The sequence below is a fragment of the Sinomonas albida genome (genome assembly GCF_004919045.1).
Classification (GTDB): domain Bacteria; phylum Actinomycetota; class Actinomycetes; order Actinomycetales; family Micrococcaceae; genus Sinomonas; species Sinomonas albida.
Genome location: NZ_SWDW01000020.1, coordinates 25,766 through 45,460, shown reverse-complemented (window position 1 = coordinate 45,460; position 19,695 = coordinate 25,766). Strand labels below are relative to the sequence as shown.

Genomic DNA, 19,695 nt, shown 5'->3' with positions numbered 1-19,695 from the left:
TGGCCGCATGCGGACCTTTGGGGCGGAGGAGGAGCTGCTCATCGTGGATCCCTCCACGGGTGCGCCCCTCGCGCTCGCGGACCGGATGCTCGCCGTCGCCGGCCGCCCGGCCGACATGTCCCACGAGTTCAAGCTCGAGCAGGTGGAGGTCCAGACCGCGCCGTGCCGGGACCACGACGAGCTCCTCAGCGGCCTCGTCGTGGGGCGGCGGATCGCCGACCGCGCCGCGAGGGCCTGCGGGGGCCGCGTGGTCGCGATCGCGACGTCGCCGCTGCGGATCGCTACCTCGCTCACACCGGACGAGCGCTTCGCCCGCATGGCCCAGGAGTTCGCCCTCACCTCGCGCGAGCAGCTCACGTGCGGGCTGCACGTGCACGCGGCCGTGTCCTCGGCCGAGGAGGGCGTGGCCGTCCTGGATCGGGTCCGCGAGTGGCTTCCAGTGCTCATCGCGCTCAGCGCGAACTCGCCGTATTGGTTCGGTGCCGACACCGGCTACGCGAGCTACCGCACCCAGGCCTGGAACCGCTGGCCCACGTCCGGGCCGCAGGAGCTGTACGGGAGCGTACAGGCCTACCGCGAGCGGATCGACTCGATGCTCCGCACCGGCTCGATCCTCGACGAGGGCATGGCCTACTTCGACGCGCGCCTCTCGCGGAACCACCCCACGGTCGAGATCCGCATCGCGGACGTCCCGCTCGACGCGGGCGATTCTGCGCTCATCGCCGTCCTGATCCGCGCTCTCGTCGAGATGGCGGCGCGCGAGGCGGACGACGGCGCGGCCCCCTTCGCGACGTCCGTCGCCGTGCTGCGCCTCGCCGCGTGGAGGGCCAGCCGCTCCGGCCTGGGCGGCGAGCTCGTGCACCCCCTCGAGGGGACCCACGTGCCAGCGGCCGTCGCCGTCCAGGCGCTCCTCGAGCATGTGGGGCCCGCGCTGCGCGATTCCGGGGAGCTCGCGCGGACCGAGCAGGCGCTCGCCGAGCTCCTCGCCCGAGGCACGGGGGAGAAGGCGCAGCGGGACGCGGTCGCCACTGGTGGCGGGCTCTCCGCGGCCGTGCGGATGGCGGCGGCGCACACCGTGACGCGCGACGGCAGCTGGGACGACGGCGCCCGGGCCACCCTGAGCTTCGTCCGGCGCGGCTGGGAGCGCGGTCCGGCCATGGCTCCCCGCCGGCGCTGAGCTTCGCGCGGCGCTCGGTGAGCGGCGCCGTCGTCGTTCGCTGGCGGGTGCCGCGAAGGCGGCTACCCCCGGAGCAGGCGCCTGAGCGTCGAGCGGTAGGCGCGCGGCGCGATCCACGCGGCGGCGCGCCCGACGGCGGCCGGGAACCTCGCGAGCCCGAAGTCCTGGACCCAGCGGACGGTCGAGCCGGATGCGCGCGGCGCCACCGAGACCATGACGCCGCCGTGGATGAGCTTGCCGGACTTCGCGATCCGCGCGTGGCCCTCGGTGGCGGAGGTGGGCGGCTCGACTTCCTCGACGGTCATGACGTCGTTGAACCCGAGCCGCCGGCCGCGGAAGCCGACGCCGGGCAGCATCGTGCACGCGACGAACCGGTGCCCCGGCCGCAGCTCGGCCGCCGGGACCATGCCCTCGGTGATGTGCGTGAACGGGATGAGCCGATCGTGGGCCCGGAGATCGAGGATCCGGGCCCAGGCCTCGTGCGGCGGGAGCGGTGTGTCGAGCCGGAACTCGAACCGTCGCAGCTCGCGCTCGGGGTGGCCCTGTGGCTTCTGCCGCACCGTCTCGCCTACCCCCGGAGCGCTCGTTCGAGGTCGCCGACGAGGTCGCCGACGTCCTCGAGCCCCACGCTCAGCCGCAGCACGCCGTCGCCCAGGCCGATCGCGGCCCGGCCTTCGGCGCCCATGGCGCGGTGCGTCGTCGTCGCCGGATGCGTGATGAGCGACTTTGCGTCGCCGAGGTTGTTCGAGATGTCGATGACCCGAAGCCCATTGAGGAGCCGGAACGCCGCGTCCTTGCCGCCGCCTTCGGGCGCGTTGAGCTCGAACGTGAGCACCGTGCCGCCCGCGCTCATCTGCTTCCGTGCGAGCTCGTACTGGGGGTGCGACTTCAGGTGCGGGTACTTGACCCACCTGACCTCGGGCTGCGCCTCGAGCCATTCGCCGATCGCGAGAGCGTTCGCCGACGAGTGCCGCACCCGCAGGCCCAGCGTCTCGAGGCCCTTCGTGAGGACCCACGCGTTGAACGCGCTGAGCGACGGCCCGGTGTGGCGCATGAGCTGCTTGACCGGGCCGTCGATGAAGTCCTTCTTGCCGAGGATCGCGCCCCCGAGCACCCGGCCCTGGCCGTCGATGTGCTTCGTCCCCGAGTACACGATCACGTCCGCGCCGAAGCCGAGGCTTCGCTGCAGGATGGGCGTCGCGAACACGTTGTCGACCACGACCGTCGCGCCCGCGGCGTGGGCGAGGTCGGAGACGGCCTGGACGTCGACGAGCTCCTGCATGGGGTTCGACGGCGACTCGAAGAACACCGCCGTGGTAGGCGCCGAGAGCGCCTCGCGCCACTGATCGAGGTCGGGACCGTCCACGAAGACGGTCTCGACGCCCCAGCGGGGCAGGATCTCGTTGAGGATCACGAAGCACGAGCCGAAGAGGCTCCGCGCGGCGACGACGCGGTCGCCCGCGGCGAGGAGGGCGCCCAGCGCCGTGAACACGGCGGACATGCCGGACGCGGTCGCGAAGCACGCCTCCGTGCCCTCGAGCAGCCGGAGGCGCTCCTGGAACGTCGCGACGCTCGGGTTGCCGTAGCGGGAGTAGACGAAGCGCTCGTCCTCGCCCGTGAACGCCCGCTCGGCCGCCTCGGCCGACTCATAGACGAAGCCCGAATTCAGGAACAGCGCCTCGGACGTCTCGTGGAAGTTGGTGCGGTCAAGTCCGCCGCGCACGGCCTGGGTGTCTTCGCTCCAGCCGGCGGCGTCGATGTTGAAGGTCACTGACTACTCTTGTCCTACGTTCGTGGGGAGCCCCCGGTTCTTCCAGCCGTTGACGTTCCGGAGGCCCTCCGGCCCCGGGGCGCCCTCGAAGCCCTCGACCACATTGAACGCCGTGAAGCCGAGGTTCGTGGCGGCCGACGCGGCGGCAGCCGAGCGCTGGCCCGAGCGGCACAGGAACACGAGCTCCGTGGCGCGGTCCTCGGGCCCCTGCAGCTCGAGCTCGTTGATGAAGTCGGGGTTCGGGATTCCGCCCGCGAAGACCCACGGGATGAAGAGCGGATCGTTGTCCGTCTGGCGCGTGTCCGGGATCCCGATGCTCGCCCATTCCTCCTCGGTGCGCACGTCCACGAGGACCGCGCCCGACTTGAGCTTCTCCCACGCCTCGAGCGGCGTGATGTCTCCCGCGTAGCTCACGCGTGGCCCTCGCCGTCGTACTCGCCGTCGCTCGTGACGCCCTCGGCGAGCTCGTCGACGGCCGACGCCACCGCCGCGTCCGCGCGGGCCACGGCGTGGGGAAGGATGATGGCCTGCGCGACGATCACGTCGGTGCCGTTGAACGTCGCGGCGGGGCTGCCGTGGAGCACGTAGCCTTCCGAGAGGGCTTGCGAGATCCGGGCGCAGAATTCGCGCGTGTCCGGGCCAGTCAGGAGCCGGTAGGCGAGCCGCTCTTCGGAGGGGCTGGCCGGCGCGGCGGGATCGTTGAGCGGCGTGGCGGCCGGCTCTCCCGTCTCGAGGGCAGTGTCGGACATGGCGTGCTCCTTCTGGCTTGCGGTTCGAACGTCGAATGGCCGAGTCGTCACCTGAGGCACCCCGCCGGATGGAGGGTTGCCGGCCAGCAAGTCAGGGCAGTGCCGTAGCGGAGGGAGTCTCCGACGCGGCGCGCTGGCGCTCGTTACTCTGCGTCGAACGTAGCATGTGGGGGCCGGGAGCAGCCACGGGAGGCCGGTAATGATCGGCAACACGCGCGCGAGCCCGGCGCGTGACTCAGCTCACGAAATATGACTTGTTTCACAGGTCGCTGAGAGCATGGGCGCCATGAACCCCGTTATGACCCGCCCGGACACCACCGTGTCCAGCGACAAAGGCTTCTTCGGCCATCCCCGCCTCCTGGCCAACCTCTTCACCGTGGAAATGTGGGAGCGGTTCTCGTTCTATGGCATGCAGGGCATCCTCGCCTACTACATGTACTACTCCGCCACCGACGGCGGCCTCGGGCTCGACAAGACCCTTTCGCTGAGCCTCGTGGGAGCCTACGGCGGCGGCGTGTACCTCTCGACGATCCTCGGCGCCTGGCTCGCCGACCGCGTGTTCGGCTCCGAACGAGTGCTCTTCTTCTCGGCCTGCATCATCATGGCCGGCCACATCGCCCTGGCCCTCGTGCCCGGCGTCGCCGGCCTGACGCTCGGCCTGATCCTCGTGGCGTTCGGCTCTGGCGGCCTCAAGGCCAACGCGACCGCGCTCGTGGGGACGCTCTACGCCGAGAAGGACGAGCGGCGTGACGCCGGCTTCTCGCTCTTCTACATGGGCGTCAACCTGGGCGCCCTCATCGGCCCGCTCGTCACGGGCTTCCTGCAGAGCAGCGTCGGCTTCCATGTGGGCTTCGGCGCCGCTGCCGTCGGCATGGCGATCGGCCTGATCGTGTACGGAGTCAAGCGCAAGGCGATGCCCGAGAGCGCCCATCACGTGGCCAACCCCCTCGCCCCCAGCGAGCGCAAGCGCTACGCACTGATCCTGGGCGCCGTCGTCGTCGTCATCGCCGTGCTGCTGCTGGGCGGTCTCGTGACTGCCAAGAACCTCGCCACCTGGATGGCGTACGTGGCCGTCGGCGCCTCGGTGGCGTACTTCGTCATCCTGATCCGGAGCAAGAAGACCCAGCCGGTGGAGCGCAAGCGCGTCTTCGCGTTCATCCCGCTCTACGTGGCTTCCGCGGCGTTCTGGGCCCTGTTCCAGCAGCAGTTCACGTTCATCGCCGTCTACTCGGACGAGAAGCTGGACCGCCACGTCTTGGGCTGGGAGATGCCAGCCGCGTGGGTGCAGTCGATCAACCCCGTCTTTATCGTGATCTTCGCCGGCGTCCTGGCCGCGCTGTGGACGCGGCTCGGCCCGAAGCAGCCCAGCTCCCCGCTGAAGTTCGCCTTCGGCTTGGGCTTCATGGGCCTCGCCTTCCTCTCCTTCGTGCCGCTGGCCGGCCCGGGCAAGACGCCGCTCCTCGCCCTCGTCGGCATCCTGCTGCTCTTCACGTTCGCGGAGCTGTGCCTGTCCCCGATCGGGCTTTCGGTGTCGACCAAGCTCGCCCCGGTCGCGTTCAAGGCGCAGATGGTGGCCCTGTTCTTCCTGTCCGTGTCGCTCGGGACCACGCTCGCCGGCATTCTCGCCGGCTACTACGACCCCTCCAACGAGCTGCCGTACTTCTTCGGCGTCGGCGTCGTGGCGGTCGTTCTGGGTCTGGCCCTCGCGGCCGCGACCCCCGCGGTGCGCAAGCTCATGAGCGGCGTGCGCTGACGCCGAAAGCGGCGTGACACACAGCCCTGACCACCTCTGACGGGGCCCGGACACCGCATGGCGTCCGGGCCCCTTCCTTTCCGGCCTGCTGACGACGGCGGCGCCCGGCTTAGGTGTAGCCGTTCTCCTCGAGCAGGTGGTTGGGGAGGCGATTGCCTGGGGCGCGGCCTCGGATCTCGAGGAGCTCGCGGGCGTGGGCCCACAGCCGCCTGTCCTCGTCCGAACGGGGGGCCCACGGCGCGATCGGCACGGCGGTGCCGGTCTCGTCGCGGGCCACCATGACCGTGAGGCAGTATGTCGTGAGGTTCAGCTCCGTGCCACGGGGGCTCCCCGAGCGCACGTGGACGGCGACGTGCATCCCCTTGCTCCCGGTGTAGACGAGCCGGGCCTCGACCTCGACGACGTCGCCGATGTGCAGCGGCCGGTAGAAGCGCACGCCGCCGGAGAACACCGCGACAGTGTCCCGGCCGCAGTACCGCGCCGAGCAGACGTACGCGGCCTCGTCGATCCACTTCATGACCGTGCCGCCGTGGACCTTGCCGCCCCAGTTCACGTCGGTGGGCGCTGCGAGGAACCTCAGCACCACGCGTTCGGCGGTGCCCGCGTCCGTGTACTCCTGCCGCTCCATGGACTTCGCGATCTCGTCCCGCACCGCGATCCGAGCGATCGCGTGCGACTCCGCCTCGCGCTCGGCGTCCGTGCCCGGCACGAACTTCGGCACCTCGATGGGGCGCCCATCGGCTCCCACCGCCACGAAGATCACGAGGCACTGGCTCCGCATGGTCGGAGCCCCGCCCTTGGGGTCGCCCGAGGAGACGACCGTGCGGATATGCATCGACGAGCGGCCCGTGTAGACGATCGTCGCGGTCACCTCGACCATGTCGCCCACGACCACCGGGTCGGCAAAGTGGATGTTCCCCACGTACGCCGTCACGCAGTACGACTTCGCCCAGCCGACCGCCGCGGCGTAGGCCGCCTTGTCGACCCACTCGAGGACGGTTCCAGCGTCGACCGAGCCGGAATGCCCGACGTCGGTGGGCGCGGCAAGGAAGCGCAGGGTCACCTCGTTGTCGGGGGCCGGCGAGGCGCCGGACACCCGGCTGGGCTCAGTTTTGGAAGGTGACATGGCGCCGTCGTCCGTTCAGCCCCAGAGCCGCTGGGTGGCGAGGCGCGCGCCCTCGGAGAGCGCCTCGAGCTTGGCCCACGCGATCTGCGGGTGGATGCGGCCGCCGAGGCCGCAGTCGGTCGAGGCGATGACGCGCTCGCGGCCCAGGATCTGGGCGAAGCGCTCGATCCGGTCCGCGACGAGCTCGGGGTGCTCCACGACGTTCGTCGCATGGGAGACGACGCCTGGCACCACGGTCTTCTCCTCGGGCAGCGTGAGCTCGCGCCACACTTTCCATTCGTGCTCGTGGCGCACGTTGGCGGCCTCGAAGGAGTACGAGCCCGCGTTGATCGAGAGCATGGTCTGCGCGAGGTCCTTGAACGGCAGGTCCGTGGTGTGCGGGCCGTGCCACGAGCCCCAGCACAGGTGAAAGCGGATCTGGTCTTGCGGGAGGTCGCGGATCGCGTAGTTGAGCGCTTCGACCCGCAGCTGCGTGAACGCGAGGTAGTCCTCGACGCTCGGCTCGGGGTTGATCATGTCCCAGTTCTCGGCGATCGAGGGGTCGTCGATCTGGACGGTGAGGCCGGCGTCGATGATGGCCTGGTACTCCTCGCGCATCGCGTCGGCGCACGCGAAGACGAGTTCTTCGTCCGTCGCGTAGTGCTCGTTGGCGAGGCGGGACGCCGATCCGGGGGAGAGCGCCGGGAGGAAGCCGGTCTCGAAGCCGTTCTCGGCAAGCGCCTTCTTGAGGTGGTCGATGTCGCGCTGCACGGACGCGTGGCCGATGTACGTGATCGGGCCGGTCACGGTGGGCTGCGAGCCGGGCTTGCGGCCCGTGAGGATCCCGGAGGTCGGGTCGTTGTAGGCCTCGTTGAACCGCTGCCGGTCGCGGCGGTCGGTGAAGCTCGTGAGCCGGACCTTGCCGGGCTCCGACCGGACCTGATCCGTGCTCTGCCACCGGTCCACGCCGCCCGGCGTGAGCCCGCTCAGCCGGGAGAACGAGTAGTTCCACCAGGCGCCGTAGTCCACGGAGTTCGACATCGTGTGGCCGTACTCGCCGTCGTTCGGGAGCGTGATACCCACCTCGCGCTGCTTCGCGACGATGCCCTGCACGGACGCCGCAAGGAGCGCCTCGAACGACTCCGCATCCCCGGGGTTCTCCGCCTGGGCCGCGTTCGCGGCGAGGAGCTCGGGGGTGCGGGGGAGGGAGCCCGCGTGCGTCGTCTGGATGTAGTCCGTGTTGTGCATGGGGCCAGTCTTGCCCACGCGGGTGCAGTCCCGCGATTGTGTCTCGCGGCCGCAATACTCGCCGCTCGCGCGGGCTACTAGCGCGGGTGCTGGCGCGCTGCTCAGTCGCGGTCTGGGTCGCCGAAGCCCGTGTGCGTGTGTCCCTCGGAGTCCGGGATCCCCGCCGCGCCCACCGAGCCGAGCCCCAGCCCGATCCCGCTCACGCGGCGGCGCCGCTCCCGGTGTGGGGGCTCCTTCGCGGTCGTGCTGTCCTCCAGATCGCCGTCCTCGTCCGGCTGGTGGAGGAGGAAGGACTCCTGGTTGTGGCCGTACCCCGGGTCCTGGTTGTAGCCCTCGTCGAGCCCCGGGTCGTCGCCATAGGGCTCAGCGGGCGGGACACCGTCGCTCTGTTCCATAGAGGCACGGTAGACGGACGACGGCGGCGCGCGCCAGAGGTGTCCAGCGGGCCGCCGTCGGGGGAGCCAATGCGACGCGGGCGCGTCACGGTCGTGGCTCCCGTTCGGGCAGACGGCGGTCCCCAGGAGAAGGCGGACCGCCGGGCACAGTCGCTCAGACGAAGGCGGACCGCCCCGTGACGGCCCGGCCGACGATGAGCGAGTTGATCTCGTAGGTGCCCTCATACGTGTAGAGCACCTCAGCGTCGCCGAACAGCTTCGCCATCTCGAAGTCGCTCGAGATGCCGTTCCCGCCCAGGAGGGAGCGTCCGAGCGCCACGGAGGACCTGGCCAGCCTGGTTGTCGTCGCCTTGGCGAGGGCGGATTGGGGCATCTCGAGGAAGCCGTCCTGCTGGAGCCGCGCGAGCTCGACCATGAGCGTGAGCGAGGCGTGCGCGTTGCCGAGGATCTCGGCGAGCTGCTGCTGGACGAGCTGGAACGTGGCGAGCTCGCGCCCGAACTGCCGCCGCTCAAGGGCATAGGCGCGGGCGATATCGAATGCGGCGAGCTGGATCCCCGCCGCCTGCCAGCCGACCCACGCGCGGGAGTCGCGCAGGAGCTCGTTCGCTCGCGAGAAGTCGGTGGCGCCGGGCAATCGGTTGGCTTCCGGCACGCGCACGTCAGTGAGCGTGAGGTCCGCGTTCTGCATGATGCGGAGGCCGATCTTGTTCGAGATCTTCGCCGCCGTGAATCCGGGGCTGCCGGCCTCGACGATGAACGCCTTGACCTGCTGATCCGCGGTGTCCCGGGCCCACACGAGCGCGAAGTCCGCGATCGTGCCGGAGCCGATCCACCGCTTGGCCCCGTTGAGGATCCAGCCGTCGCCGTCCCGCCGCACGGTCGTCTCGAGCCCGCGGGCCACGTCGGAGCCGTGCTCCGGCTCCGTGAGTGCGAACGCGCCGAGCGCCGTGAACCGTTCGAGGCCCGGCACCCAACGACGCTTCTGTTCCTCCGAGCCGAGGGCGTCGATCATCCCGAGGATGAGCTCGTTGTGGATGCCCACGAGGGCGGAGAGGGAAACGTCCGCCCTCGCGACCTCGGTGTACATGAGGCCCTTGAAGAGGGTCGAGGATCCGTCCGTCTGGAGCCGCGCGAGGCCGCGCTCCGCGAGCCCCGGGAGCAGCTCTGCGGCGAACTCCTCGCGATTCCAGTACCCGATGCTCGCGGGACGTACTTCGGCCTGGAGGTAGTCCCGCGTCTCGCGGTACCGCCTCCGTTCGTCGTCAGGCAGGAGTTCGACGACGCGGAACAGGTCCGCGTCCGCGAACGGCGGCGCTGCGGGCGCCCCCTCGGATGCCGGTGTCTCCGTGGCCGGTGTGTCCGACTCTGTCTCCGGTGCAAGTGCGTTGAGCATGTGACGCCTCTGTCCCGTCGCTGTCCATCGCCCCGATCGCGTCGCTGCGGCGAGGCTTCCGAACCCTTGGACGTCCTAGTATATTTCACCGTGACGTCGATCACTAAACTGGGGCAACCGGGCCTGGGCGTCCGGTCCGCGGACGCGAAAGGCTCACCATGACCGTCACCGACGACTTCCGGGCAGCGCGCGACAGGCTCCTGACCCTGCGAGAGGACTACGAGCAGGCGCGCCTGGACTTCGAGTGGCCCCGGTTTGACGAGTTCAACTTCGCGTCCGACTGGTTCGACGCGCTCGCCGCGGACCCCGAGCGCGGGACGCAGGCGGCCCTCGTGATCGTTGAGCAGGACGGCACCTCGACGCGCCGCACGTTCGCCGAGCTGTCCGAGCGCTCGCGCCAGGTCGCGTCGTGGCTCCGCGAGCAGGGCGTGCGCCGCGGCGACCACGTGATCATCATGCTCGGCAACCAGGTTGAGCTCTGGGAACTCATCCTCGCGTGCATCCGGCTCGGCGCGGTCATGATCCCCACGACGACGCTCATGGGCCCGCGCGACCTCCAGGACCGCGTGGAGCGCGGTGCCGCGCACTGGGCCGCCGTCGGCGCGGCGCACCTCGCGAAGTTCGACGACGTCGACGGCGACTACACGCTCATCCGCGTGGGCGAGCAGAGCCCGAGGAAGGACGACGACGGCGGCCGGGCGGGCGCCGTCGTGCGTTCCGTGCTCGACTATGCGGAGTCCGCTCAGGCCAGCCCCGATTTCACGCCCGAGGCCCCCACGCGCGGCGACGACACGCTGCTCCTCTACTTCACGTCCGGCACGACGTCGAAGCCCAAGCTCGTGGAGCACACGCACGTCTCGTACCCCGTGGGGCACCTCTCGACGATGTACTGGATCGGCCTCGAGCCCGGGGACGTCCACCTCAACGTCGCGTCGCCGGGGTGGGCCAAGCACGCGTGGTCGAACGTCTTCGCGCCGTGGATCGCCGAGGCGACCGTGTTCATCTACAACTACGAGCGCTTCGATGCCGCAGCGCTCATGGACAACATGGGCCGCGAGGGTGTCACGAGCTTCTGCGCCCCGCCCACGGTGTGGCGCATGCTCCTCCAATCCGATCTCACGCGGCTCACCGCGCCGCCCCGCAAGGCGGTCTCGGCAGGGGAGCCGCTCAACGCCGAGGTCATCGGCCAGGTCCAGCGCGGGTGGGGCGTGACCATCCGCGACGGCTTCGGGCAGACCGAGACCACGGTCCAGGTCGCGAACACTCCCGGCCTGCCCGTCACCGCCGGCGCGATGGGGCGGCCGCTGCCGGGCTACGACGTCGTCCTCGTCGACCCGGCGACCGGGGACGAAGGCGACGAAGGCGAGCTGTGCCTTCGCCTCGACCCGCGCCCCGTGGGGCTCATGGCCGGGTACTACGGCGACCCCGACCGCACGGCCGAGGCGTTCCGCGACGGCTACTACCACACGGGCGACATGGCGAGCCGCGGGAACGGCGGGGTCATCACCTACGTGGGCCGCGGCGACGACGTCTTCAAGTCCTCCGACTACCGCCTCTCGCCGTTCGAGCTCGAGAGCGTGCTCATCGAGCACCCCGCGGTCGCGGAGGCCGCCGTGGTGCCCTCGCCCGATCCCGTCAAGCTCTCCGTGCCGAAGGCGTTCGTCGTGCTCTCCGCGGGCTACGAGCCGAGCGCCGCGCTCGCCGAGGAGATCCTCCGGTACGCGCGCGCCCACCTCGCGCCGTTCAAGCGCATCCGGCGGCTCGAGTTCAGCGAGCTCCCCAAGACGATCTCCGGCAAGATCCGGCGCGTCGAGCTTCGGCACGGCGAAGTGGCGCGGCACGCGGGCACCGGCCTGCCCGACGGGGCTGGCGTCGAGTACACCGAAGCCGACTTTCCCGGCCTCAAGGACTGACCGTGGCCTCCCCTCTTCCGCGCGACCCCATCGCCGACGCCCGGCGCAACTGGGAGCGGCACGGGTGGGGGGACGTCGCCGCGCCCATGGCGGCGATCACCGCGATCATGCGGACGCAGCAGATCCTCCTCGCTCGGATCGAGGATGTGCTCAAGCCGTTCGGGCTCACGTTCGCCCGCTACGAGCTGCTCGCCCTCCTGAGCTTCGCGCGAGGGGGGTCGCTGCCCATGAGCCGCGCGAGCGCGCTCCTTCAGGTTCACCCGACCTCGGTGACGAACGCCGTCGACCGCCTCGAGCAGGCGGGGCTCGTGGCGCGCTCGCCGCACCCCACGGACGGGCGCACCACGCTCATCGGGCTCACCGCCGCCGGCCGCGCCTTGGTCCGGCGGGCGACGGCGGCGCTCAACTCCGAGGTCTTCGCTCACTCGGGCTTCACGGACGACGACGTCGAGCAGCTCATCAGCGTGCTCGGCGGCTTCCGCCGCCGAGCGGGCGACTTCACCGACCCCTAGGTGTTTCTGTACCCGAGACGTAGGAAGCGGGTGAGTTTCTGTACCCGAGACGTCGGAGGTGGGTGAGTTTCTGTACCCGAGACGGTTAGGGGTGGGAGGAGCGGTCGCGGATGTCGGTGATGATGCCGGAGAAGTCGCGGACCGCGCCGCCGGCCGCCGCGAACTCGTCGTAGATCCGCGACGCGAGGGGGCCCATCTGCGCGGCGACGCCGGTGCTCTCGATGGCCTGGAGCGCGAGCTTGAGATCCTTCGCCATGAGCGCCCCTGAGAACCCAGGCTGGTAATCGCGGTTCGCCGGGCTTGTCGGCACTGGGCCGGGCACAGGGCAGTTCGTGGTGAGGGCCCAGCACTGGCCGGACGCGTGGGCGGCGACGTCGAAGAGCACCTCGTCCTTGAGGCCCAGATGCTCGCCGAGCACGAACGCCTCAGACACCGCGATCATCGAGACTCCGAGGATCATGTTGTTGCAGACCTTGGCCGCCTGGCCGGCGCCGTGGCCGCCGCAGTGGACGATCCGCTTGCCCATGAGCTCGAGGACCGGGTGGATGGCCGCGAAGTCCGCGTCGTCGCCGCCCACCATGAACGTGAGCGTCGCGGCCTCCGCGCCGACTACGCCGCCCGAGACCGGCGCGTCGACGAAGCGGTGGCCGGCGTCGGTGGCCGCGGTCGCGGCCTCGCGTGCCTCGACGACGTTGATCGTCGAGCAGTCGAGGAACAGCGTGCCGGGCGCGGCGCCCGCGAGCAGGCCCGGTTGGCCGTCCTTGCCCCGGTAGAGGTCGAGGACCTGCTGGCCGGCCTGCAGCATCGTGAGAACCACAGAGGCGCCGGCGGCGGCCTCCTCGGCCGAGCCCGCGACCTCGACGCCATGCGCCCGGGCCGCGTCCGCGGCGGCCGGGAAGGGGTCGAAACCCACCACCTCGTGGCCGCCCTTGACGAGGTTCGCGGCCATCGGGCCACCCATGTGCCCGAGGCCGAGGAATGCGATCCGGCCCGTTGAGGTCCCCTGATCCGTCACGTGACTAGCTCCCTTCCGGCATGATGAAGTGCGCGCCCTGGCGGATTCCTGAGGGCCAGCGGCTCGTGACCGTCTTGGTCTTGGTGTAGAAGCGGAAAGCGTCGGGGCCGTGCTGGTTCAGGTCGCCGAACCCCGAGGCCTTCCAGCCGCCGAACGTGTAGTACGCGATCGGCACCGGGATCGGCACGTTGATGCCGACCATGCCCACCTCGACCCGGCTCGCGAAGTCGCGCGCCGAGTCGCCGTCGCGCGTGAAGATCGCGACGCCGTTGCCGTACGGGTTTTCGCTGCAGAGGCGCAGCGCCTCCTCGTAGTCCTCGGCGCGGACAACGCTCAACACGGGTCCGAAGATCTCGTCGCGGTAGATGCTCATCTCCGGGGTCACGCGATCGAACAGCGTGGGGCCCACCCAGAAGCCGCCCTCATAGCCGTCGACCTTCGCGCCGCGGCCGTCCGAGACGAGCGAGGCGCCCTCGTCGACCCCGGCCGCGATGTAGCCCTCGATCCGCTCCTTGGCGGCCGCGGACACCACCGGGCCGAAGTCCGAGCCCTTGTCGAGGCTCGCGCCGACCGTGAGGCCCTTGATGCGGTTCTGGAGTGCGGCGATGAGGCGGTCTCCCGTCTCCTCGCCGACGGGGACGGCCACCGAGATGGCCATGCAGCGCTCGCCGGCCGAGCCATACGCGGCCCCGATGAGTGCGTCCGCGGCCATGTCCAGATCGGCGTCCGGCATGATCACCATGTGGTTCTTCGCGCCGCCGAAGCACTGCGCGCGCTTGCCATGCGCCGCTGCGGTCGCGTAGATGTACTGCGCGATCGGGGTCGAGCCCACGAAGCCGATCGCCTTGACCCGAGGATCCTCTAGCAGCGCGTCCACGGCCTCCTTGTCGCCGTTGACCACGCTGAAGACGCCGTCCGGCACGCCCGCCTCGGTGAACAGCTCCGCGAGGCGGAGCGGCACCGAGGGATCGCGCTCCGACGGCTTGAGGATGAACGCGTTGCCCGCCGCGAGCGCGGGCCCGCACTGCCACAGCGGGATCATGGCGGGGAAGTTGAACGGCGAGATGCCGGCCACGACGCCGAGCGGCTGGCGCAGCGAGTGGACGTCGATGCCCTTGCCGACACCGTCGGAGAACTCGCCCTTGAGCAGGTGCGGCGCCCCCGCGGAGAATTCGATGACCTCGATGCCGCGCTGCACGTCGCTGCGCGCGTCCGCGAGGGTCTTGCCGTGCTCCTTCGAGAGCAGCGTCGCGATCTCGTCGAGGTGTTCGTTGACCAGGTCCACGAACTTGAGCAGGATCCGCCCGCGGCGCTGGGGGTTGAGGGCTGCCCATTCGGACTGGCCCTTCTCCGCGGCCGCGATGGCAGCGCTGACCTCGTCGGTGCTCGCGAACGGGACCCGGCCCTGGACTTGGCCGGCACAGGGGTCGTAGATGTCGCCGAAGCGGCCCGACGTGCCCTCGACCCGCTGCCCGCCGAAGTAATGGGAAAGTTCGTACACCATGGCGAAGCGCTCCTTTGCGGCCGTGGTTGTGATCCACGTCTCTTGGGGATCTAGCTCCGAAGATACTCGGACTTCCAACTAATTGCCAGAGCCTATGCCGTCGGGGTGGCCTCTCGAGGTCGGCTGTTTGCCTGTCGAGGGCGGCTTTCAGGGGAGGCCTCTCGGGGGCGGCTGTCAGGGGAGGACGGCACCCCGTTCCAAGCGGATCACCCGGTCGGCCGCCGCGATGTCGGCACGGTCATGGGTGACGCATACGACCGCAACACCCCGAGAGGCCTCCTCGGCAAGGATCGCGCGGGTGCGAGTCTGGCTTTCGGGGTCGAGGCCGGCAGCGGGTTCGTCGAGCAGGAGGATGCGGGCCGAGCGAGCTAGTCCTTGAGCGAGGAGGGCGCGTTGGCGCTGGCCCCCGGAGAGGGTGGAGAAAGACCGCCGCTCGAGGCCGACCAGGTCGGCGCGCGCGATGGCGGCCCTCACGGCGCGGGCTCGATCGGCTCTCGAGCGTGGGGCAGGCCCAAGGCGGCGGGCGCCCCACGTGCCCATGGTGACGACGTCCCAGACCGTGACGCAGAGGGCTTCGGGAGCCGCGGGCCGCTGGACGACGAGGGCCACGTCTGCGTCACGTTCGATGACTCCTCGAGAGGGGCGGCGAACGCCTGCGAGCAGTTCCATGAGCGTGGACTTCCCTGCGCCATTGGAGCCCGTCAAGGCCGTCACTGCGCCCCAAGGCACGTCCACGCTGACCTCGTCGAGCACCTGGTTGCCGCCAAAGGCGTAGCAAAGCCCCCTCGCTCTAATCGCCGCAGACATCACATAGCTCCTCGTTTTGATAATGAGTGTCATTAATTATAAGGTCCGAATCATGCCCCCGCTCGCCGATCCCCCCATCTCGGACTTTCTCCTCCGTGCGCTGTCCGGCGGAATGCTGGCCGCGTTGATCTGCGGGGTGGTCGGGACGTGGGTGGTGATCCGCGGGATGGCCTTCTTTGGAGAAGCCATCGGCCACGGCATGCTGCCGGGAGTCGCTGTCGCCACGGTGCTCGGCTGGCCGGTCCTCGTGGGCGGTGCAGTCAGTTCGATAGCGATGAGCGGAATGATCGCGCTGCTTCAGCGCCGCGGGCGCCTTTCGTACGACACGAGCATCGGCCTGCTGTTCGTCGGGATGCCCTCCGTGGGGGTCATCGTCGTCTCACACTCGGGCACCTTCGCCACTGACGCGACGGTGATGCTGTTCGGAGACATCCTCGCCATCGGCGCGAGCGACATCCTGGTGCTCGCGGTCACGGCCATGGTGACGATCACGATCGCGGCCGCCTTCCACCGGCCGTTCGTCGCCGCGGCTTTCGACGAGCGGATTGCCCGGTCACTCGGGCTACGACCGCAGCTCGCGAAGGTGCTCCAGGTCGGCCTGGTCACGCTGGCGGTCGTGGCGTCCTACAAGGCCGTCGGGTCACTGCTGGTGGTCGGTCTCCTGCTGGCGCCAGCGGTGGCGGCGAGCCCTTGGACGACCAGGATTCCCCTCCGGATGTGCGCAGCCGTCGGCTTCGGAACCGCCGCAGTCGTTCTGGGTTTGACCGTCTCGTGGTACGCGAGCACCGCTGCAGGGGCCTCGATCGCTGCGTCGGCCATCCTCCTCGCTTGCTGCTCCGCCATCGCCCACGGGTTCTGGGAGCGTCTCGCCTACCGCCGCGCTGCGCGTCCCGGCCAGGCCAGTCCCGGCCAGGCCAGTCCCGGCCAAGCCAACCCGTTGACCGAACGCAAGAGGGAAGAGTGCTCATGAAACCCCGCCTCCCCACCGCACTGTCTGTGCTGGTGCTCATCGCCTTGTCGGCGTGCTCGAGCACGACCTCGCCAGCCCCGGTCCCTTCGAGCTCCGCCGCCCTATCCGGCCCCGGCCACGGAGCCGTATCGGGGGCAGTGGAGGTCGCCGAGCCCCAGTTGCACCTCGTGACCATCGATCACACCGGCGACGTGGGGATGCTCAACCTCCTCGAGAACGGCGAGACGAAGATCGGCACTATCGGGTCGCCGTCGGCCGCTGCGACCGATGGGCGATACGTCTTTGCCGGGACCCCGAAAGGGACAGAGATCATCGACAGCGGGGTGTGGACCTGGGACCACGGTGACCACTTCCATTACTACCGTGCCGCCCCCGCGGTGCTCGGCACGGTCCTCGGCCGCGGTACCGCAACGGTCTCAACAGGGATGCTGTCGACGGCGGGCGGCACCGGCCTGTTCTTTCCCGAATCGGGCGATGCCGTGCTCCTCGACAACGCGGCGCTCTCGAAGGGCGAGATCAGGGAGAGGTTTCGAGTCCAGTTGCCCGCGCATGAGGGGGTCGCCGTCCCGCTCGGGGAAGGTGCCGTCGTGACTACGCCGGATGCCGCCGGAAGGCCGGCAGCGCTGCAGTATTACGACGGCGGGGGCAAGGCTCTCGAGGGCGCGCGGGCCGATTGCCCCGAGGCGCGAGGCCGCATCGTCACGCGCGTCGCCGGGGTGGTGGGCTGCAGCGACGGCGCTGTGCTGATCACGCTGCAGGGGGAGACCCCTTCCCTGGAGAAGGTGCCGTATCCGGAGGGGACGTCGGCCAGCCCGGCAGTGAAGTTCGACGCGCGCAAGGGGCGCCCAACAGTGGCCGGGGTGGGAAGCAGTCCCGGGGTGTGGCTGCTGAATACGCGTCAGCGCGCCTGGCAATGGATGCCAACCGCCGTGCCGATGCTGCGCGCCGCTGCCGTCGATGACCAGAAGGGCCACGTCGTCACCCTCGACGCGGAAGGCCGGGTGCACGTCTACGTTGCGAAGACCGGAGCGGAGGTCGGCGGGACCGAACCATTGCTACCGAAGGCCCTTTCCGCGTCGTCGTCGCTCGATGCCGTGAGCCTGACGGTCGATGCACAACGCGCCTACCTCAACGCTCCTGCGGAAGGACGTGTCTACGAGATCGACTTCGCGGACGGGGCCCGGATCGCGCGCACGCTCTCACCGTCCGTCCACCCGGCGTTCGTTGCGGAGACGGGCCGGTGAGACGTCTCCTCGCCGTCGCCCTCGCGCTCGTCATGTCAGCCGTGGCCCTGTCCGGCTGTGCTTCCAGTGGCGGCGGTGCCAAGCCGCAGATCGTCGTGACCACCAACATCCTCGGCGACGTCGTGCAGCAAATCGTCGGCGGCGAGGCCAACGTCACAACGCTCATGAAGCCGAACGCAGATCCACATTCGTTCGAGATCTCCGCGCAGCAGGCCGCCCGGATGAGCGAGGCGGATCTCGTCGTCGCCAATGGGCTCGGGCTCGAAGAAGGCCTCCAGCAGCATCTGAATCGTGTGACCCAACGCGGCGGCAAGGTGTTCGCCGCGGGAGACCACCTGCGTCCGCTTCCCTATTCGTCGGGCGAGGCGGCGGGAACTCCCGACCCGCATTTCTGGACCGACCCGGCCCGGATGATCGAGGTCGTCAACGCGCTCGAGGAGGCGTTTTCGAACATCGACCGAATTGAGCCGAACGGTCTGAGGGAGCGTGCAGCCTCCTATCGCGGCCGGCTCGAGCAGCTCGATCGCGAGATGCGGGAGTCCTTCGCCTCGATCCCCGTCAGCCAGCGCGCCCTCGTGACCAATCACCACGTCTTCGGCTACCTCGCGGAGCGTTTCAACTTCCGGGTGATCGGCGCGGTGATCCCCGGCGGCACCACCCTCGCCGCTCCCAGCGCCGCGGACCTGCAAGCCCTTGCCGACGCGATCAGGCAGGCAGGCGTTCCTGCGATCTTCGCCGAATCGTCGCAACCGGACCGGCTCGTTCAAGTGCTGGCCCGGGAGGCAAAGATCGACGTCGCCGTCGTGGCCCTCTACACGGAATCCCTCTCCGAGCCCGGCCAGGAAGCAGACAGCTATCTCGCGATGATGCGCACCAACACCGACCGAATCAGCACCGCACTCACCAAAGGATCCGCACCCAAGAGAGGAACACCATGAACAGAACACGATCCATACGCCTTGCCAGCGCTTCAGCGGCCGCCGTGGCAACGCTCGTCCTCAGCGCCTGCGCAAGCCCGGTCTCCGAAAGCTCTCCGAGCTCCGGGGCGACAGCCGAGACCAGCGGACGGGTGGCCGTGACGTACAAGAACGGCATCGCTGTACTCGACGCCAAGACCCTCAAGGTCGTGGGGACCTTCTCGACCGAGGACTTCACCCGAGTGAACGCGGTAGGGGACGGCCGGCATGTCCTCGTCACGACCTCACAGGGGTTCCAGGTCCTCGACACCAGCAAGCCGGCCCTCACCGACGCCGTCTTCAAGGCCACCACCCCTGGCCACGTGGTCCGCCACGCGGATCACACGGTCCTCTTCGACGACGGAACCGGGACCACCACGATCTTCGGCACGCGAGCGCTTCTCAGCAGCGATGGCAAGCTGTCGAGCGCCGAGACCTATACAGCCGCGGCACCGCACCACGGTGTCTCCATTCAGCTGAGCGACGGGACGCTTCTCACGACCGTGGGAGACAAGAAGGGGCGCAGCGGGGCGGCAGCCCTCCGTCCCAACGGCGGGAAATGGGACAAGGTCTCCGAGAACAGCCAGTGCTCCGGAATCCATGGCGAGGGGGCGGCAGCCGACGAGGCCGTCATCTTCGGGTGCGAAGACGGCGCGCTCCTCTACCACCACGGAACGTTCGAGAAGTTCAAGGCCCCGGACGCCTACGGCCGGATGGGCAACGCCTACGTCTCGGAGACAAGCTCGCTCATCGTCGGGGACTACAAGAACAACCCGGACGCCGAAGGCTATCTCCTCAATGCGGTCACGCTCATCGACACCGCGAAGCACTCCTACCGGGTTCTGAACCTGCCGGACGATGTTCGGTACACCTGGCGGGACATCGCGCGCGGTCCCGATGACCTCGCCTACATCCTGTCCACGGACGGATCGATCCACGTGCTTGACCCCGCCACAGGACAGATCGTCAGGAAATACCCGGTGATCGCGCCGTGGCAGGGTCCCGCCCATTGGCAGGACCCTCACCCCGCGATCACGGTGAAAGGCAGCACTGGCTACGTCACCGAACCCGCCACCAGCACCGTGCAGGCGATCGACCTCCGGACCGGCGCAAAGCTCGGGTCGGTGACGCTGTCCGCTGCGCCGAACGAGATTGCCGTGGCCCAAGGCTGACCGGTCGGCGC

The 19,695-nt window shown here is 69.7% G+C and carries 19 protein-coding genes and 1 riboswitch; of the genes, 8 read left to right on the top strand and 11 right to left on the bottom strand.

What is annotated here, in order from left to right; translation table 11 throughout:
• The first annotated feature begins 7 nt into the window (after positions 1–7).
• On the top strand, positions 8–1,177 hold the full coding sequence (locus E6A26_RS16555) for a glutamate--cysteine ligase (RefSeq protein WP_168928770.1): 1,170 nt from the start codon (positions 8–10) through the stop codon (positions 1,175–1,177).
• 62 nt (positions 1,178–1,239) lie between these two features.
• Here E6A26_RS16555 and E6A26_RS16550 read toward each other — a convergent pair whose 3' ends face one another.
• From E6A26_RS16550 to E6A26_RS16535, 4 genes are read right to left on the bottom strand one after another with little or no spacing between them, the layout of a single operon-like run.
• Complete coding sequence (locus E6A26_RS16550) at positions 1,240–1,737, bottom strand: SRPBCC family protein (protein ID WP_234865609.1); 498 nt, start codon at positions 1,735–1,737, stop codon at positions 1,240–1,242.
• Between the two features lie 8 nt (positions 1,738–1,745).
• On the bottom strand, positions 1,746–2,948 hold the full coding sequence (locus tag E6A26_RS16545; RefSeq protein WP_136612309.1) for an O-succinylhomoserine sulfhydrylase: 1,203 nt from the start codon (positions 2,946–2,948) through the stop codon (positions 1,746–1,748).
• Between the two features lie 3 nt (positions 2,949–2,951).
• Complete coding sequence (locus E6A26_RS16540; protein ID WP_136612308.1) at positions 2,952–3,362, bottom strand: rhodanese-like domain-containing protein; 411 nt, start codon at positions 3,360–3,362, stop codon at positions 2,952–2,954.
• Positions 3,359–3,697 (bottom strand): DUF1737 domain-containing protein, encoded by a 339-nt coding sequence (locus E6A26_RS16535; protein ID WP_136612307.1) that lies wholly within the window; start codon positions 3,695–3,697, stop codon positions 3,359–3,361. Before E6A26_RS16535 ends, E6A26_RS16540 begins: the two co-directional genes overlap by 4 nt.
• Positions 3,698–3,705: 8 nt before the next feature.
• Positions 3,706–3,845, bottom strand: a riboswitch (SAM riboswitch).
• A 138-nt stretch (positions 3,846–3,983) separates the two neighbouring features.
• On the opposite strand from E6A26_RS16535, the gene E6A26_RS16530 reads away from it, so the two are divergent.
• Positions 3,984–5,450, top strand: a complete 1,467-nt coding sequence (locus tag E6A26_RS16530; protein WP_136612306.1) for a peptide MFS transporter — start codon at positions 3,984–3,986, stop codon at positions 5,448–5,450.
• 109 nt (positions 5,451–5,559) lie between these two features.
• Here the strand turns inward: E6A26_RS16530 and E6A26_RS16525 are convergent, their stop codons facing one another.
• From E6A26_RS16525 to E6A26_RS16510, 4 genes are all read right to left on the bottom strand, one after another.
• A complete protein-coding gene (locus E6A26_RS16525) occupies positions 5,560–6,576 on the bottom strand; it encodes an acyl-CoA thioesterase (RefSeq protein WP_136612305.1) in 1,017 nt (338 codons plus the stop codon).
• 15 nt (positions 6,577–6,591) lie between these two features.
• Complete coding sequence (locus E6A26_RS16520) at positions 6,592–7,803, bottom strand: cobalamin-independent methionine synthase II family protein (RefSeq protein WP_136612304.1); 1,212 nt, start codon at positions 7,801–7,803, stop codon at positions 6,592–6,594.
• Between the two features lie 101 nt (positions 7,804–7,904).
• Entirely contained in the window at positions 7,905–8,198 is a 294-nt protein-coding gene (locus E6A26_RS16515; protein WP_136612303.1) for a hypothetical protein, read from the bottom strand.
• A gap of 154 nt (positions 8,199–8,352) precedes the next feature.
• The gene (locus tag E6A26_RS16510) at positions 8,353–9,591 is read right to left on the bottom strand and encodes an acyl-CoA dehydrogenase family protein (RefSeq protein ID WP_136612302.1); all 1,239 of its coding nucleotides are present in this window, start codon (positions 9,589–9,591) and stop codon (positions 8,353–8,355) included.
• A 158-nt stretch (positions 9,592–9,749) separates the two neighbouring features.
• Here E6A26_RS16510 and E6A26_RS16505 point away from each other — a divergent pair, with 158 nt between their 5' ends.
• Positions 9,750–11,504, top strand: coding sequence for an AMP-binding protein (locus tag E6A26_RS16505; protein WP_136612301.1), 1,755 nt, complete (start codon positions 9,750–9,752; stop codon positions 11,502–11,504).
• Positions 11,505–11,506: 2 nt separating this feature from the next.
• Entirely contained in the window at positions 11,507–12,016 is a 510-nt protein-coding gene (locus E6A26_RS16500) for a MarR family winged helix-turn-helix transcriptional regulator (protein WP_136612300.1), read from the top strand.
• Positions 12,017–12,101: 85 nt separating this feature from the next.
• Here the strand turns inward: E6A26_RS16500 and mmsB are convergent, their stop codons facing one another.
• The 3 genes from mmsB to E6A26_RS16485 all read right to left on the bottom strand — a co-directional run bounded on the left by mmsB (position 12,102) and on the right by E6A26_RS16485 (position 15,342).
• Positions 12,102–13,031: a 3-hydroxyisobutyrate dehydrogenase gene (mmsB, locus tag E6A26_RS16495; protein WP_136612299.1), complete on the bottom strand. Its 930-nt coding sequence runs from the start codon at positions 13,029–13,031 to the stop codon at positions 12,102–12,104.
• A gap of 4 nt (positions 13,032–13,035) precedes the next feature.
• Positions 13,036–14,535 (bottom strand): CoA-acylating methylmalonate-semialdehyde dehydrogenase, encoded by a 1,500-nt coding sequence (locus tag E6A26_RS16490; RefSeq protein ID WP_136612298.1) that lies wholly within the window; start codon positions 14,533–14,535, stop codon positions 13,036–13,038.
• A gap of 174 nt (positions 14,536–14,709) precedes the next feature.
• Positions 14,710–15,342, bottom strand: a complete 633-nt coding sequence (locus E6A26_RS16485; protein WP_136612297.1) for an ATP-binding cassette domain-containing protein — start codon at positions 15,340–15,342, stop codon at positions 14,710–14,712.
• A 52-nt stretch (positions 15,343–15,394) separates the two neighbouring features.
• Between E6A26_RS16485 and aztB the strand changes: the two genes are divergently transcribed.
• From aztB to aztD, 4 genes are all read left to right on the top strand, one after another.
• Positions 15,395–16,312 carry a zinc ABC transporter permease AztB gene (aztB, locus tag E6A26_RS16480; protein ID WP_136612296.1) on the top strand — a complete coding sequence of 306 codons (918 nt, stop codon included), beginning with the start codon at positions 15,395–15,397 and terminating at the stop codon, positions 16,310–16,312.
• Between the two features lie 137 nt (positions 16,313–16,449).
• On the top strand, positions 16,450–17,556 hold the full coding sequence (locus E6A26_RS16475; RefSeq protein ID WP_234865606.1) for an ABC transporter: 1,107 nt from the start codon (positions 16,450–16,452) through the stop codon (positions 17,554–17,556).
• Positions 17,553–18,494, top strand: coding sequence for a zinc ABC transporter substrate-binding protein AztC (gene aztC, locus E6A26_RS16470; RefSeq protein ID WP_136612294.1), 942 nt, complete (start codon positions 17,553–17,555; stop codon positions 18,492–18,494). The genes E6A26_RS16475 and aztC overlap by 4 nt, the downstream gene beginning before the upstream one ends.
• A complete protein-coding gene (gene aztD, locus E6A26_RS16465; RefSeq protein ID WP_136612293.1) occupies positions 18,491–19,684 on the top strand; it encodes a zinc metallochaperone AztD in 1,194 nt (397 codons plus the stop codon). Before aztC ends, aztD begins: the two co-directional genes overlap by 4 nt.
• Positions 19,685–19,695: the final 11 nt, after the last annotated feature.